Source organism: Cupriavidus cauae (assembly GCF_008632125.1).
Taxonomy (GTDB): Bacteria; Pseudomonadota; Gammaproteobacteria; order Burkholderiales; family Burkholderiaceae; genus Cupriavidus; species Cupriavidus cauae.
The window spans coordinates 36,083-51,126 of record NZ_VWRN01000049.1 but is presented as its reverse complement, the minus strand read 5'-3'; the positions used below and the strand labels follow the sequence as shown (position 1 = coordinate 51,126).

The 15,044-nt window shown below is 69.0% G+C and carries 11 protein-coding genes; 1 reads left to right on the top strand and 10 read right to left on the bottom strand.

Annotation, left to right across the window (positions count from 1 at the left end; all coding sequences use genetic code 11):
* The 4 genes from ntrC to F1599_RS18680 form a co-directional block, all read right to left on the bottom strand.
* Nucleotides 1–1,316: nitrogen regulation protein NR(I) (ntrC, locus tag F1599_RS18695; RefSeq protein ID WP_223819754.1), on the bottom strand; the 1,316-nt coding region annotated here is incomplete at its 3' end.
* A gap of 178 nt (nucleotides 1,317–1,494) precedes the next feature.
* Nucleotides 1,495–2,646 carry a nitrogen regulation protein NR(II) gene (gene glnL / locus F1599_RS18690; protein ID WP_150084108.1) on the bottom strand — a complete coding sequence of 384 codons (1,152 nt, stop codon included), beginning with the start codon at nucleotides 2,644–2,646 and terminating at the stop codon, nucleotides 1,495–1,497.
* A gap of 10 nt (nucleotides 2,647–2,656) precedes the next feature.
* A complete protein-coding gene (locus tag F1599_RS18685) occupies nucleotides 2,657–3,295 on the bottom strand; it encodes a DUF4124 domain-containing protein (protein ID WP_317845755.1) in 639 nt (212 codons plus the stop codon).
* A 138-nt stretch (nucleotides 3,296–3,433) separates the two neighbouring features.
* A complete protein-coding gene (locus tag F1599_RS18680; protein WP_150084107.1) occupies nucleotides 3,434–4,849 on the bottom strand; it encodes a 3-hydroxylaminophenol mutase in 1,416 nt (471 codons plus the stop codon).
* 531 nt (nucleotides 4,850–5,380) lie between these two features.
* On the opposite strand from F1599_RS18680, the gene F1599_RS18675 reads away from it, so the two are divergent.
* Nucleotides 5,381–5,845, top strand: coding sequence for a rhodanese-like domain-containing protein (locus F1599_RS18675; protein WP_149319141.1), 465 nt, complete (start codon nucleotides 5,381–5,383; stop codon nucleotides 5,843–5,845).
* A gap of 108 nt (nucleotides 5,846–5,953) precedes the next feature.
* On the opposite strand, the gene F1599_RS18670 is transcribed toward F1599_RS18675, so the two are convergent.
* The 6 genes from F1599_RS18670 to hrpA form a co-directional block, all read right to left on the bottom strand.
* On the bottom strand, nucleotides 5,954–6,778 hold the full coding sequence (locus F1599_RS18670; protein ID WP_149319142.1) for a competence/damage-inducible protein A: 825 nt from the start codon (nucleotides 6,776–6,778) through the stop codon (nucleotides 5,954–5,956).
* Nucleotides 6,779–6,791: 13 nt separating this feature from the next.
* Entirely contained in the window at nucleotides 6,792–7,664 is an 873-nt protein-coding gene (locus F1599_RS18665) for an EI24 domain-containing protein (protein ID WP_006579613.1), read from the bottom strand.
* A gap of 345 nt (nucleotides 7,665–8,009) precedes the next feature.
* A complete protein-coding gene (locus F1599_RS18660) occupies nucleotides 8,010–8,984 on the bottom strand; it encodes a sterol desaturase family protein (RefSeq protein WP_150084106.1) in 975 nt (324 codons plus the stop codon).
* Entirely contained in the window at nucleotides 8,984–9,805 is an 822-nt protein-coding gene (locus F1599_RS18655; protein ID WP_395896405.1) for a polysaccharide deacetylase family protein, read from the bottom strand. The genes F1599_RS18660 and F1599_RS18655 overlap by 1 nt, the downstream gene beginning before the upstream one ends.
* A gap of 88 nt (nucleotides 9,806–9,893) precedes the next feature.
* A complete protein-coding gene (locus F1599_RS18650) occupies nucleotides 9,894–10,874 on the bottom strand; it encodes a YVTN family beta-propeller repeat protein (protein WP_149319146.1) in 981 nt (326 codons plus the stop codon).
* 257 nt (nucleotides 10,875–11,131) lie between these two features.
* Nucleotides 11,132–15,043 (bottom strand): ATP-dependent RNA helicase HrpA, encoded by a 3,912-nt coding sequence (gene hrpA, locus F1599_RS18645; protein ID WP_395896402.1) that lies wholly within the window; start codon nucleotides 15,041–15,043, stop codon nucleotides 11,132–11,134.
* Between the last annotated feature and the right edge of the window lies 1 nt (nucleotide 15,044).

The window sequence follows — 15,044 nt, the reverse complement described above, 5'->3', positions numbered from 1 at the left end:
GCCGCGCCGTCGGCGGCAAACCCGCCCGGCCCCGCGGCGGCCATGCCACCGGCCATGCCGCCAGCCGACGCGCCAACCATGGCGCCCGCATCGGCCGCATCGCCGCCGGGCTCGGCGACGCGCGCGACGCTATAGTTCGCCATGCCGGCCTGCCCTTCCGGCGCGCCGCCGATCATCTCGCGCGGCAGGTCCTTGACCTCGATGGTCTGCGCGGGCGCCATCACGGTCAGCCAGTTGCACAGGTTTTCCAGCTGCCGCACGTTGCCCGGGAACGGCAGCGTGCTGACATAGGCCAGCGCCTCGTCGGACATGCGCTTCGGCTCCACGCCCAGTTCCTTGGCGCTCTTCTGCAGGAAATGCCGCGCCAGCAGCGTGATGTCCTCGGGCCGTTCACGCAGCGGCGGCAGCCGCAGCCGGATCACGTTCAGGCGGTGGAACAGGTCCTCGCGGAACAGCCCTTCCTTGACGCGCGTTTCGAGGTTCTGGTGGGTGGCGGCGATCACGCGCACATTGGCGCGCAGCGGGTTGTGGCCGCCGACGCGATAGAAGTTGCCGTCCGACAGCACGCGCAGCAGCCGCGTCTGCAGGTCGAACGGCATGTCGCCGATTTCGTCGAGGAACAGCGTGCCGCCCTCGGCCTGCTCGAAGCGGCCGCGGCGCATGGTCTGCGCGCCGGTGAAGGCGCCCCGCTCGTGGCCGAACAGTTCGGACTCGAGCAGGTCCTTCGGAATCGCCGCGGTATTGAGCGCGATGAAGGGGCCGTTGGCGCGCGGGCTGTGCTTGTGCAGCGCGCGCGCGACCAGCTCCTTGCCGGTGCCGGACTCGCCGGTGATCAGCACCGTCACGTTCGACTGCGACAGCCGGCCGATCGCGCGGAACACGTCCTGCATTGCCGGCGCCTGGCCTAGGATTTCGGGCGCGTCGAGCAGGCGGTCGTCCATCTCCTCCTCGCGCAGGCTTTCCTCCAGCGCGCGGCGGATCAGTTCGACGGCCTTGTCGACGTCGAAGGGCTTGGCCAGGTATTCGAAGGCGCCGCCCTGGAAGGCCGCCACCGCGCTGTCCAGATCGGAGTAGGCGGTCATCACGATCACCGGCAGCCCCGGATGGCGGCCCTTGATCGCCTGCAGCAGATCGAGGCCCGAACCGCCGGGCATGCGGATGTCCGAGATCAGGACCTGGGGCTCGTCGTCCTCGAGCGCCGACAGGACGTCGCGCACGTTGGTAAAGCTGCGGGACAGCAGGCTCTCCCGGGCCAGGGCCTTTTCCAGGACCCAGCGAATAGATTGATCGTCGTCGACTATCCAGATCGGCTTCATGTGCGTCGCTTGTCTGCTCGGTGTTTCGGAGGTCCGCCTTCGCTGCGCTGTCCACCCGGCGTGGGGGCCATGGGCCGTAAGGCCGCAAGCCCTCAAGCCCTCGAGTCCTTAAGCCCTTAAGCCCTTAAGCCCTCAAGCCCTCAAGCCCTCAAGCCCGTCCGGGGCCGTCCCGGGTCGTTCAGCGCAGCGGCAGCAGGATGCGGAAATCGGTACAGCCGGGCCGGCTCTCGCATTCGATCAGACCCTCGTGCTGCTGCACGAAGGTCTGCGCCAGTGTCAGACCGAGCCCACTGCCGCCATCCCTGCCCGATACCAGCGGGTAGAAGATGCGTTCGCGAATATCCTCGGGAATGCCCGGACCGTTGTCGATCACATGCAAGTCCAATGCCAGCTTGTACAGCCGCTTGGCGATCGTGACCTGCCGCGCGACCCGCGTGCGCAGCACGATCTGCGCATCGCCGCGCGCGATGCGCTCGGCCAGCGCCTGCGCCGCGTTATGGACGATGTTGAGCACCGCCTGGATCAGCTGCTCGATATCGCCGGACAGCTCGGGCAGGCTCGCGTCGTAGTCGCGCACGATCTCGAGGCCGTTGGGGAATTCGGCCAGCACCACCGACCGCACGCGCTCGAGCACCTCGTGGATATTGAGCTCGCGCACGATATGCGGATGCCGGTGCGGCTCGAGCAGGCGGTCGACCAGCGTCTGCAGGCGATCCGATTCCTTGATGATGACCTGGGTGTATTCGCGCAGGCTGCGTTCGGGCAATTCGAATTCGAGCAGCTGCGCCGCGCCGCGGATGCCGCCCAGCGGATTCTTGATCTCGTGGGCCAGATTGCGGATCAGCTCCTTGTTGGCCGAGGTCAGGTCGAGGATGCGTTCCTCCCTTTCGCTGCGGACCTTCTGCTCGTTGGGCAGCACCTCGACCAGCGCGGTGCCGGGGCTCGCGTCGATGCCGCCGATCACCACATGCGCGTGCATCGGCTCGCGCAGCGGCGGTTGCAGGACCACGTCCTGGCGCCGCGCATCGACCTGGCGCGCCAGCACCGAATCGATCATCGCGTCGAGCTCGTCGGCGCGGCCGAACAGCGCCGACAGCGACAGCTCCAGCATCGACTTGCGCGAGAGGCCGAAGCTGGCCTCGGCGGCCGGGTTGGCGTAGACGATGCGCATGCCGGGCTGCGCGACCAGCAGCACGGGGTTCGGCATCATGTCGAGCCCCGCGGCGAGCGCGGCGAGCACCGGCGACGTCGGGGACGCGCTGTCCTCGTCGGCCGGCGCGCGGTCGGCGCCGCCGACCTTGCGTGAAACGCTGCGAATCAGGCGGCGCATCGATCGATCCTCAATCCTTCAGGTTGGCCAGCTCGCGCCGCAGCGCGGCCGCATTGGCCTCGCTGCGGGCGATGTCCTCGCGCAGCGCGGCGGTGCGGTCCAGATAGCGCTGGTAGTTGCGTTCGTCGCCCTGCCGCTCCGGCTGGCCCTCGTTGAATTGCGCGCGCAGCGTGGCCAGCTTGGCCTGCTCGCTGCGCAGCTCCTCTTCCAGCACGGCGCGGCGTTCGCCGTCGCGGCGGCGCTGCGTGGCCGCGTCGATGCGCGGGAAGTTCGCCGCGGTGGCGCCATCGATCGGTGCCGGATTGACACCGCCGCCGCCACCGCCGCCAACGCCCCGCGCCGCCTGCCGGGTCACCGGCACGGTCAGCACGTCGGGCAGGTCCAGCCGCTTGCAGCCCTTGCCGCCATTGCCGTTGCGGTATTCGGGCACGCCCTTCGGGCCGCTGCAGACGTAGATCTCCGAGCCGTTCGGCGCGGACTGCGCCGCGGACTGTGCCGCTGCCGGCGACGCGCCCAGCGGACCGAGCGCCGCCGCCACACCCGCCGCGATGCCCAGCAACAGGGCGGCCGATGCACCGGTCCGGGGTGGCGGCGCCGGTTCGGCACCGGGGCGGTGCGGCGGGCGGGACGAAGACAGGGTCGCGGTCATGGACGGGCGTCGCATCGGCAGGGATCGAGGTCGGAGGAAGCCCAATTCTAGCGAGCCAAACAAAAAGGGACAGCCGAGGCCGCCCCTTCCTGGTGCAACAAGCACGGTGTACTTGCAGCGGGTGCTGACAGCGCCTGCTTACAGCGAGTAGTACATCTCGAACTCGAGCGGATGGGTGGTCATGCGGAAGCGGGTCACTTCCTCCATCTTCAGTTCGATGTAGGCGTCGATCATCGTGTTGCTGAACACGCCGCCGCGGGTCAGGAACTCGCGGTCCTTGTCCAGGTACTCGAGGGCCTGATCCAGGCTCGCGCACACGGTCGGGATCTTTGCATCCTCTTCCGGCGGCAGGTCGTACAGGTTCTTGTCCGCGGCCTCGCCCGGGTGGATCTTGTTCTGCACGCCGTCCAGGCCGGCCATCATCAGCGCGGCGAAGCCCAGGTACGGGTTCATCAGCGGATCCGGGAAGCGGGTCTCGATGCGGCGGCCCTTCGGGTTCGCCACGTACGGGATGCGGATCGAGGCCGAGCGGTTGCGGGCCGAGTAGGCCAGCTTGACCGGGGCTTCGAAGCCCGGCACCAGGCGCTTGTACGAGTTGGTACCCGGGTTGGTGATCGCGTTCAGCGCGCGGGCGTGCTTGATGATGCCGCCGATGTAGTACAGCGCGAACTCCGACAGCCCGGCGTAGCCGTTGCCCGCGAACAGGTTCTGGCCGTCCTTCCAGATCGACTGGTGCACGTGCATGCCCGAGCCGTTGTCGCCGACCACCGGCTTCGGCATGAAGGTCGCGGTCTTGCCGTAGGTGTGGGCGACGTTCTGGATCACGTACTTCTGCAGCTGCGTCCAGTCGGCGCGCTGCACCAGCGTGCTGAACTTGGTACCGATCTCGTTCTGGCCCTGGCCGGCCACTTCGTGGTGGTGGACTTCGACGGGGATGCCCAGCGATTCCAGGATCAGGCACATTTCCGAACGCATGTCCTGGAAGGTGTCGATCGGGGCGACCGGGAAGTAGCCGCCCTTCTTGCCCGGACGGTGGCCGCTGTTGCCGTGCTCGAACTCACGGGCCGACGACCACGGCGCTTCTTCCGAATGGATCTTGACGAAGCAGCCCTGCATGTCGATGTTCCAGGTCACGCCGTCGAAGATGAAGAACTCGGGCTCGGGACCGAAGTAGGCGGTGTCCCCCAGGCCGGTGCTCTTCAGATAGGCTTCGGCGCGCTTGGCGATCGAACGCGGGTCGCGGTCGTAGCCCTTGCCGTCGGACGGCTCGACCACGTCGCAGGTCAGCACCAGCGTCGGCTCTTCGTAGAACGGGTCGATATGGGCGGTGTTCGGATCCGGCATCAGCAGCATGTCCGATGCCTCGATACCCTTCCAGCCGGCGATGGACGAGCCGTCGAAAGCATGGCCGCTCTCGAACTTGTCGTCACCGAAGTGCGAGGTCGGCACGGACACGTGCTGCTCCTTGCCCTTGGTGTCGGTGAAACGGAAGTCGACGAACTTGACGTCGTTTTCCTTCACCAGCTTCATCACATCTGCAACGCTCTGCGCCATGCCTATCTCCTGGTAATTCGGCTGAGTTCAGTTGGAGCCATTCACGTGCCGGCCGCCGGGGGCGCATCGCTGCCGCCTGCCGGCGGCGACCGGCCATCAAAAGGACGAAGCATGTTAGCAGAAAGCATGCCAACGTCCGCACGGATTTGGCGCGACGGTGACGCCGGCGCCGCGCAGCAGCCCGCCCGTTCCCGCAATCTGTGCATCGGCGCGGAAAGGCGCCGTTGCACCGCGTTGGCGCAAGGCTCCGACGGATGCCGGAGGCGCCGCGACGGCGGCTCGAAGGCGCGGGTGCCGGCGGCATCGGCACCGGCCGCAAACCCCAACCCGGTGCATCGCCGCGTTCGAATGCACCGACATGGTGCAATCGGCACCATGCTGGCGCCGGCGCCGGTTTTCGAGCCGGCTCGCCGGCCTGCCACTGCGGTTGCACCGCGGCCCCCGCGCCCGGCGGAGTAGAATAACGGTCTTTGCAGCAGGCGTGGCCGCGATCGGCGTCACGTCTTCCATCGATCCAAACCGTCCCTTGCAATGACCACCCGAGACGCGCTTCTGCAGGCCGCCAACGCGCGGCAACAACAGGACCAACTGCCCTACTACGGCGCGCTGACGCCGCAGCAAGCCTACGATCTGCTGATGGCCGACCCGAACGCGGTGCTGGTCGACGTGCGCACCCAGGCCGAGCTGGACTGGGTCGGCGGCCCGGACGTGCCGGAGCGCCAGTCGCTGCATGTGGAATGGTCGGGCTATCCCGGCGGCGCGCAGAATCCGCGCTTCGTCGAGGAACTGAAGGCGAAGGTGCCGCAGGACGCGCCGGTGCTGTTCCTGTGCCGCAGCGCGGCGCGCTCCAAGCACGCCGCCCGCGTCGCCACCGAGGCCGGCTACCGTTACGCGATCGATGTGCTGGAAGGCTTCGAAGGCCCGCGCGACGAGCACCACCACCGCAAGACGGTCGAGGGCTGGTGCGTGCGCGGGCTGCCGTGGCACGGGGCTTGAGGTCGCACTGAAGGCGCAGACTCTTGGCCAGTGAGTCCCTCCCTCTCCCGCACGCGGGAGAGGGGAGCAAACCCACCGCATCTTGCAGCGCAGTGGCGCAATGCCATCTCACCCCGCGCTGACGCCCGCTCCCACGTTCTCCACCACCTCGAATCCCATCGCCCGCACGCCGTCGCGCAGCATCGCGTAGGCGGCCTCCACCAGGGCTGGGGCACCCTTGACGCCCAGGTCGATATGCCGCCGCGCGTACAGCTCGCCGCGCTGGGCGTCGCCGACCGACGGCAGGCTGAACACACGCACGCCCGGGAAGGCGGTCTCGACCTGCTCCATCAGCGGCGTCAGCGTCGACTCCGGCGCCTCGAACACCAGGAAGGCGCGCTCGACGTGCTGCACCTGGTGGAACAGGTGCGAATACTGGTTGTCCAGCACCCACTCCATCATCGGCCACGCCATCACCGGGAAGCCCGGCATGAAATGGTGGTCGCCGATCGAGAAGCCCGGGATCCGGTTGTAGCTGTTGGGGATGATGCGGGCGCCGCGCGGAAACTCGCCCATCTTGAAGCGATGCTGGTTCTCCGGCAGCGACAGATCCGCCTTGACCGGATCGCCGCCCGCGGTTTCAGCGATGCGCTGCGCGATCAGCTCCCTCGCCTCGGGATGCAGCTCCAGCGGCACGCCCAGCGCCGCCGCCGCGCACTGGCGCGTATGGTCGTCCGGCGTGGCGCCGATGCCGCCGGTGCAGAACACCACGTCCGGGCCCGCCAGCGTGCGGCGCAGCGTCGCGGTGATGCGCTCGCGCTCGTCGCCGACATACTCGGCCCATTGCAGCGCCAGTCCGCGCTCGGCCAGCAGCGCGATCGCGCGCCGCATGTGCTTGTCCTCGCGTCGTCCCGACAGAATCTCGTCGCCGATCACGATCAGGCCGAAACCCATGATGCCCCTCTTTTCAGGATGATTCGATGCGGCGCACGTCAGACGGCGCCAGTTCAATGACGTCCGGCCCGGCCGGCGGCGGCGCCACCGATTGCCGCTCGGCGCGCAGCTGCCCGAGCGCATGCAGGCAGTAGTGGCCGAACCACAGCGCCGAGAAGATGAAGATCAGCGCGTAGAGCCACAGCGCGCCGGCCAGCACGAACGGAAACAGGAAGATGATCGCCGCCGAGGACACCCACAGCAGCGTCGGTGCCGAGCCCAGCAGGCCGACCACCACGCCGATGATCAGCAGCGGCATCCGGTGGCGCCGCATGATGGCCTTGCGCTCGTCGGCGCTGGCATGGTCGGCCAGCGCGTCGTAGGTCATCACGCGATAGGTCAGCCAGCCCCACAGCAGCGGCGGGACCAGCGCGAAGAACGGCGGCACCAGCCACAGCGGCAGCGAGATCAGCACCAGCAGCAGGAACACGCCGGTGCTCGACAGCGAATGCCAGACGCTGCCCAGCACGCTGCCGCCCTTGCTCTTGGCCAGTTCCGGATAGCTGCGCTCGAGGAAACGCACCGCCGCGGGCACCGACCACAGGCCGATGAACAGCAGCAGCGAGGCCACCGCCAACGGAATCGTCAGCGCGACCACGAACAGCGGCGCCACCACCGCGCGCAGCGACGACAGGCCGAACCAGTCAAGCGCGCCGTAGATCCAGCTGGTAAAGATCGAGGTTTCGAGGAAGCCGCGCGCGGCGGTCATCACCGGATCCCAGGTGAAATACAGCAGGCCGCCCCAGAACACGGTGGCCAGCACGAAGGGAATCACGGTCAGCGCCAGCATGCGCGGATGCAGCTGGCTGATCAGCGCGCGGACGAAGGAGCGGACGAGGTCGTTCATGCGTAATGCGAAGGTGGAGACGGAGCGGCTGCGGGTCCGCCGACCGGGTCGGTCGATCAGGTCGGACGCCCCGGTCAACCGTCCAGGTCGGGCGGCGCGCGCCGCGCGCGGCGGCGCGGCAGCGGCTCGCCATCGGGGCGATTCAGGTGGGACAGACTAGCACACGTGCCGGCAACGCATCGTGTCGGAGCGGCATCGTCCGCGCAGACGACGTCCGTGCAGCGACCTCCGCGCCGGCGAATTCCATGGCGGCGAATTCCATGGCGGCGAATTCCATGGCGGCGAACTCCGTGGCGGCGATCTCCGTGGCGGCGATCTCCGCGGGGAGACGGCCGCGGCCACCGCCTAGGCCCGCCGGAACCAGCGCTTGATGCCGTACCACTGCTGCTGCAGCAGGCCGGCGCCGTAGTCGCGCCCGCGTCCGGCCGGCGGCGGCAGCTGGTCGCGGATGCCGGTGGGCTGGTAGTCGTCGACGAAGCGGGCGGTGCCGAACAGCATGTCCCACCAGGGGAACAGCACGCCGTAGTTGCAGCCGCCCAGCCGCGCCGGCTGTCCGTGCGCCTCGTGCCCGATGCCGATCGCATGGTGCGTGCGATGAAAGCGCGGCGACACCAGCAGGCGCTCGCCGATGCGGCCGAAATGCAGCCGCACGTTGGCATGCTGCAGGCTCTGCATCAGCTGCGACAGCGCCACCAGCAGCAGGAACTGCGACGGCTCGACGCCGATCGCCAGCGCGGTCACCGCGAACACCAGGCTGCGCAGCAGATCGTCGAGCAGGTGGTTGCGGTTGTCGCTCCACAGCGTCATCTGGCGCTGGCTGTGATGGACCGCATGCAGGCACCACCACCAGCGCACGGTATGCGACAGGCGGTGATACCAGTAGCCGAGCAGATCGAACAGCAGCAGATAGACCAGGAAGCTGACCAGCGGCTCGCTGGTGACCCCCGGCCACCAGTCCTCGACATTGATCCGCTGCCAGCCGGCCAGGTGCAGGCGTCCTTCGATCGCGTCGACCACCGGATCGAGCGTGAAGAACAGCACCAGCCGGAACAGGCCGAGCCGGTGGATCATCGTGTAGAGCATGTCGGTGCGGATCGCCGCGCGATCGGTGACCGGCTCGACCGGACGCAGCCGCTCCAGCGGCCACAGCAGCGCCACCATCACCGTGAGCTGAAGCAACCCGACCACCAGCCATTCGGTGCCGGTGAAGGCGTCCTCGGCATAGCCGCCGAGGCCGAGCGCGTAGACCACCGGCAGCACCACGTGCTGGAACAGCGCGCCCTCGAGATCGCCGAGCCAGGCGTCCAATGTCTGCAGCATCAGTTGGGCCCTCCCCTGGCGCCGGCCGGCCTGGCCGAGCGGTAGTCCGGATGCTCGCGCAGCGTGGCGAAGCAGAAGCCCTTGCGGCGCAGCCCCTCGATCAGCGGCTCCAGCACGGCCGGCGCCCACGGATCGCGGCGCGACCAGATGCCCAGATGCGCCATCGCGATATCGCCGTCGCGCAGGTCGCGCAGCGCCCGGTTCAGCAGCGCCGTGTTCGGATAGCGGTCGGAGTCGAGTTCGTCGCCGAGAAAGCCCGCCTGCGCCCAGCCGACATGGCGATAGCCGCATTGGCGCGCCCAGGCCAGCGTCTGCGGCGCGGTGCGGCCGCCCGGCGCACGCCACAGCGGCGCCATGCCGACGCCGGCCAGCCGCCGCAGCGCCGCGGCGCTGCGGTCCAGCTCGGCGCAGAAGGCGGACTGGTCCATCGCGATGTCCTGGCCGGCCCTGGGGCCGAACTGCGGCCGCATCACGACCTTGCCGCCGCGCGTGCTGCGCAGGTACACGTGATCGAAGGTATGCGAGCCGAACGCATGGCCGTCGGCGGCCAGCGCCTTCCAGTACGGCGCCCAGCCCGCGTCAAGCGAATGGTCGCCGCGCACGGTCGGCTCGTTGGCGAGGAAGAAGGTCGCGCGCACGCGCTGGCGGCGCAGCACGTCGGCGATCAGCTGCGCCTGGCTCATGCTGCCGGTGTCGAAGGTCAGGTACAGGGTGCCGGCGCGGCAGTCGTCGGGGGCGGCATGGGCGGGTGGCGAGGCGGCGCAAGCCAGCGCGGTCAGCGCGGCCAGCAGCACTCGCGCCAGCCGCTGGCCTGTGCCCACCGATCTTCCCTCTCCCAGCGGCGGCAGAGACGGGCAAACCGCCAGGGTTGCCGGGGAATGCGCGTTACCGAGCCTCATGCCGCCCTCGTCAATACAGCGGCGCCCGCGTGCGGAAATAGATGCCGTGCGGCGAGCGGCCGACGCGGATGGTCTTGACCAGCTTGCGGCTCGGCACGTCGATCACGCCGACCGAACGCGCCCAGCGGAAGGTCACCCACAGCGTCTTGCCGTCGGCGGCCAGCTCCATGTCGTCCGGCCCCGGCGGCAGGCCGGTGATGTCGCCGACCTTGGTCAGCGTCTGCTGGTCCAGGATGCTGATGGTCCCCGAGACCCGGTTGGTCAGCAGCAGATGGCGCTTGTCGCCGAGCGCGCGGAAGTTGTGCGCGCCCTTGCCGGTCTGGATCTGCTTGACCACCGCGCGGGTGCGCCAGTCGATCACGGCGACATAGTCGGCGCCGGTCATGCCGACCAGCAGATAGCGCTGGTCCGGCGTCAGCCAGATGCCGGCCGGCGCCGAGCCGGCCTCCATGCGCCACAGCAGCGTCTGCGTCGGCAGGTCGATCGCCGCCACCTCGTTCGAGTCCTGCAGCGTCACGAAGGCGATGCGGCTGTCGGCGGTGAAGGCGATATGGCTGGGGGTGCGGCCCAGCGGCAGCTGCCTGGCCGCCTTCAGCGCGCGCCCGTCCCAGCGGTACAGGTCGACGCGGTCGAGCCGGTTGCCGGTGACCACGAACCATTTCTGGTCCGGCGAGAAGCCGATGTGATACGGGTCGTCGATGTCCGGCACGCGCTGCTGGACCCGCCCGCTGACCGGATCGAGGAAGACCAGGTCGTTGCCGACCGCGTTGGCGACGATCAGCGAGCGGTCGTCCGGCGTGGCGATCAGGTGGTGGGGCTCCTTGCCGACCGGAAAGGTCTCCAGCACCTTCTGGCTGTCGCGGTCGATCAGGGTTACGGTTGCATCACCCGAATTGAGCACCACGACCACTTCGGCGTGGGCTGGAAGCGCCGCCGCGCCAAGACAGGCCCAGGTGAAACAGGCAGCGACGACACGGCGAAAGGCGGGCATATGCAGGGCGAACGGAACGGTTGGCGGACCGTTCTGGACGGTCGGCGGAAGGGTTCGAACAAGGAATCGAACAGGAATCGAGCAAGGAAACGGAACGGGTGGAACGGCGGGGGTCCGGCCGGGAATCTCGCTCCAAAGCGCGCCCGCCTGACCGGCCGTCCAGGCGGCCGCTCATGCGACCGCCAAGGCCCACGCATTCTAACGTCGAGCCCCACCGTTTCGATGACCGGACGCGCCAAAATCGTGCGCAGGCCGTCCTACCGTTGCATCGACTCCCACACCTTCTGCAGACGCTTGACAGACATCGGCACCGGCGTTCGCAATTCCTGCGCGAACAGCGCGATGCGCAGCTCCTCCAGCATCCAGCGGAATTCCTCCAGCCGGGCATCCTCGCCGCCCCGGGCCTGCCGCCGCTGCTTGTCCGCGCGTTGCCACTGCTGCAGCAGCGGCGCCATCTCCTGCTGCCGCTGGGTATCCCGGGCCGGATCGCCCTTGAGCTTGTCGATCCGCATCGCGATGCCCTTCAGATAGCGCGGGAAATGCACCAGCCTGTCGTAGGGGGTCTCGCTGAGGAAATGCTTGCCCATCAGCTGCGACAGCTGGGCCTGCATGTCGGCATGCGCGGCGGCGAAGGGCTTGGCCTGCAGCAGCTTGCGCGGCAGCGCCGCGTATTCGGCCAGGATGGTGCCGGCCAGCCGGGCGATCTCCTGCGACAGCAGGCCGAGCCGCCCGCGGCCCTCCTCCTTGCGCGCGGCGAACTCGGCCTCGTTGCGCGGCAGCGGCGCCTGCATGCAGGCGCGCTCCAGCGCCAGCGTCACGATCTGGTCGCGCAGCATGTCCTGCGTGCCCAGCGTCATGTACTGCATCGCCATCTGCGACAGGCCGGGGATGTTCTTCTGCACGAACTTGACCTGCTCGCGCAGCTGCAGCGCGAACAGCCGCCGCAGCCCGGCGTGGTGCAGCCGCTCGGCCTCCTGCGGGTCGTCGAACACCTCGACGTCGCAGTGGGTGTCGCGATCGACCAGCGCCGGATAGCCGAACAGCGTGCGGTTGCCCTTGCGGATCTCCAGCAGCTCGGGCAGCTCGCCGAAGGTCCAGCCGGTCAGCCCTTCGTATTGCCCCGCCTCGGCGACCGGCGCCTCGCGCGCGACCAGGCTCTGGAACGACTGCTGCGCCTGCCCGCCGAGCTCGGCGCGCAGCTGGGCCAGGTTGCGGCCCATGTCGAGCTGGCGGCCGTGCTCGTCGACCACCTTGAAGTTCATGAAGTGGTGGGCCGGCAGCGTCTCCAGCTTGAAGTCCGCGCGCCGGATCATGGTGCCGGTCTGCTCGCGGATATCGGCGATCAGCACGTCGATCAGCTCGCCTTCGGCGAACGGCCGGCGCTCGACGAAGCCCGCGGCATAGTCGGGCAGCGGCACGCAATGGCGGCGCAGCTTCTGCGGCAGCGACTTGAGCAGCAGGTGCACCTTCTCCTTGATCATGCCCGGCACCAGCCAGTCGGCGCGTTCGGGCCGGATCTGGTTCAGCGCGTACAGCGGCACCGTCAGCGTGACGCCGTCGCGATGGCTGCCGGGCTCGAAGTGGTAGCTCAAGCCCATGTCGACGCCGGCGACGTTCAGCGTCTTCGGGAACAGGTCGGTGGTGATGCCGGCCGCCTCGTGCCGCATCAGCTCTTCGCGGTTCAGGTACAGCAGCTTGCGGTCGCGCGCGCTCTCGGCCTGGTACCACTGCTCGAAGCTGGTCTGCTGATGGATGTCGGCCGGGATGTGGCGGTCGTAGAAGGCGTAGATCAGCTCGTCGTCGACCAGCACGTCCTGCCGGCGCGCCTTGTGCTCGAGGTTCTCGATTTCCCGGACCAGGCGCTGGTTGTGCGCGAAGAACGGCAGCCGCGTATCGAACTCGCCCTCGACCAGCGCGCGGCGGATGAACAGTTCGCGCGCCTCCCGCGGATTCATCGGGCCGTAGTGCACGCGCCGGTGCTGGTAGACCGTCAGCCCGTACAGCGTGGCGCGCTCCATCGCCAGCACCTGGCCGGCCTTCTTTTCCCAGTGCGGATCGCTCCAGCTGACCTTGAGCAGATGGCGGCCGACCTGCTCGAGCCAGTCCGGCTCGATGCGCGCCAGCGTGCGGGCGAACAGCCGGCTGGTCTCGACCAGTTCGGCGGCCACCAGCCAGCGGCCCATCTTGCGCGCCACCAGCGAGCCGGGCCACAGATGGAACTTGATGCCGCGCGCGCCCAGGTACTCGCGGCCGCGGCCGTCGGCCTCGTCCAGCTTCTGGCCGATATTGCCGAGCAGGCCGGTCAGCAGCGCCTTGTGGACCTGCTCGTAGGTCGGCTCGCTGTCGTTGAGCTTCCAGCCCTGCTCCGCGACCGTGGTCAGCAGCTGCGAATGGACGTCGCGCCATTCGCGCAGCCGCAGGTGCGACAGGAAGTTGGCGCGGCACTGGTCCTGCAGCTGGCGGTTGCTCTTCTTGTGCGCGACCGCGTCCTCGAACCACTTCCACAGCTTGACCCAGCCGAGGAATTCGGAGCGTTCGTCCATGAACTTGCGGTGCGCCTGGTCGGCGGCCTCCTGTGCCTCCTGCGGCCGGTCGCGCGGGTCCTGCACCGACAGCGCGCTGGCGATGATCAGCATCTCACGCAGGCAATGCTGGTCGCGCGCGGCCAGGATCATGCGGGCCACGCGCGGGTCCAGCGGCAGGCGCGCGAGCTGGCGGCCCAGCGGGGTCAGCGCATTGCCCTCGTCGACCGCGCCGAGCTCCTGCAGCAACTGATAGCCGTCGGCGATCGCGCGGCCCAGCGGCGGCTCGATGAAGGGAAACGATTCGATCGCGCCGAGGCGCAGCGCCTTCATCCGCAGGATCACCGCGGCCAGCGACGAGCGCAGGATCTCGGGATCGGTAAAGCGCGGGCGCGCGGCGAAATCGGCCTCGTCGTAGAGGCGGATGCAGACGCCGTCGGCGACGCGGCCGCAGCGGCCGGCGCGCTGGTTGGCGGCGGCCTGCGAGATCGGCTCGATCTGCAGCTGCTCGACCTTGTTGCGATACGAATAGCGCTTGACGCGCGCGAGGCCCGTGTCGACCACATAGCGGATGCCGGGCACCGTCAGCGAGGTCTCGGCGACGTTGGTGGCCAGCACGATGCGGCGCGCGTTGGAGGGCTTGAACACGCGCTCCTGCTCCTGCACCGACAGCCGCGCGAACAGCGGCAGGATCTCGGTGTGGGGCGGATGGTGCTTGCGCAGCGCCTCGGCGGCCTCGCGGATCTCGCGCTCTCCCGGCAGGAACACCAGCACGTCGCCGGGACCGAGCCGGCTCAGCTCGTCGACCGCGTCGACGATGCCGTCGTACAGGTCGCGCTCGCGCGCCTGCGCGGACTTGAACGGACCGTCGCCCGACCTGCTGCCCTTGTCGGTTCCCTTGTCGGCCCCCTTGTCGCCGCCCTTGTCGGCCCCCTTGTCGCCGCGGCCGCCGTCCTCGGCGATCGGCCGATAGCGGATCTCGACCGGATACAGCCGCCCGCTGACCTCGATCACCGGCGCCGGCTTGCCGCCGCTGCCGAAATGTTCGGCGAAACGCTGCGCGTCGATCGTCGCCGAGGTGATGATCACCTTCAGGTCCGGGCGGCGCGGCAGGATCTCCTTCAGGTAGCCCAGCAGGAAATCGATGTTGAGGCTGCGTTCGTGGGCCTCGTCGATGATGATGGTGTCGTAGGCGCGCAGCAGCGGATCGGTCTGCGTCTCGGCCAGCAGGATGCCGTCGGTCATCAGCTTGATCGACGCGCCTGGCGACATGGTGTCGTTGAAGCGCACCTGGTAGCCGACGTGCTCGCCCACCGGCGAACCGAGCTCCTGCGCGATGCGCTTGGCGGTCGAGGTCGCGGCGATGCGGCGCGGCTGGGTGTGGCCGATCAGGCCGCCCTGGCGCCTGGCCTGGCCGTCCTTGCCGCCGGCGGTACGTCCGCCCTCCGGGGCATCGGCGGTCTCGGTAGCGTCGTTGCCCTCTGCGGCATCTGCAGTCTCGGCGGCATCGGCGCGTGCCGGTCCGCGGCCGATCGACAGACAGATCTTCGGCAGCTGGGTGGTCTTGCCCGAACCGGTCTCGCCCGAGACGATCACCACCTGGTGCTGCTCGATCGCGCGCGCGATCTCGTCGCGCCGCGCCGACACG

Excerpts from the sequence above, each read along its gene's own strand:
- glnL (WP_150084108.1), bottom strand. The coding sequence starts at position 2,646 with ATGCGCCGCCTGATTCGCAGCGTTTCACGCAAGGTCGGCGGCGCCGAC.
- F1599_RS18665 (WP_006579613.1), bottom strand. The coding sequence starts at position 7,664 with ATGAACGACCTCGTCCGCTCCTTCGTCCGCGCGCTGATCAGCCAGCTG.
- F1599_RS18650 (WP_149319146.1), bottom strand. The coding sequence starts at position 10,874 with ATGCCCGCCTTTCGCCGTGTCGTCGCTGCCTGTTTCACCTGGGCCTGT.
- F1599_RS18685 (WP_317845755.1), bottom strand. The coding sequence starts at position 3,295 with ATGACCGCGACCCTGTCTTCGTCCCGCCCGCCGCACCGCCCCGGTGCC.
- F1599_RS18670 (WP_149319142.1), bottom strand. The coding sequence starts at position 6,778 with ATGGGTTTCGGCCTGATCGTGATCGGCGACGAGATTCTGTCGGGACGA.
- F1599_RS18660 (WP_150084106.1), bottom strand. The coding sequence starts at position 8,984 with ATGCTGCAGACATTGGACGCCTGGCTCGGCGATCTCGAGGGCGCGCTG.
- F1599_RS18680 (WP_150084107.1), bottom strand. The coding sequence starts at position 4,849 with ATGGCGCAGAGCGTTGCAGATGTGATGAAGCTGGTGAAGGAAAACGAC.
- F1599_RS18675 (WP_149319141.1), top strand. The coding sequence starts at position 5,381 with ATGACCACCCGAGACGCGCTTCTGCAGGCCGCCAACGCGCGGCAACAA.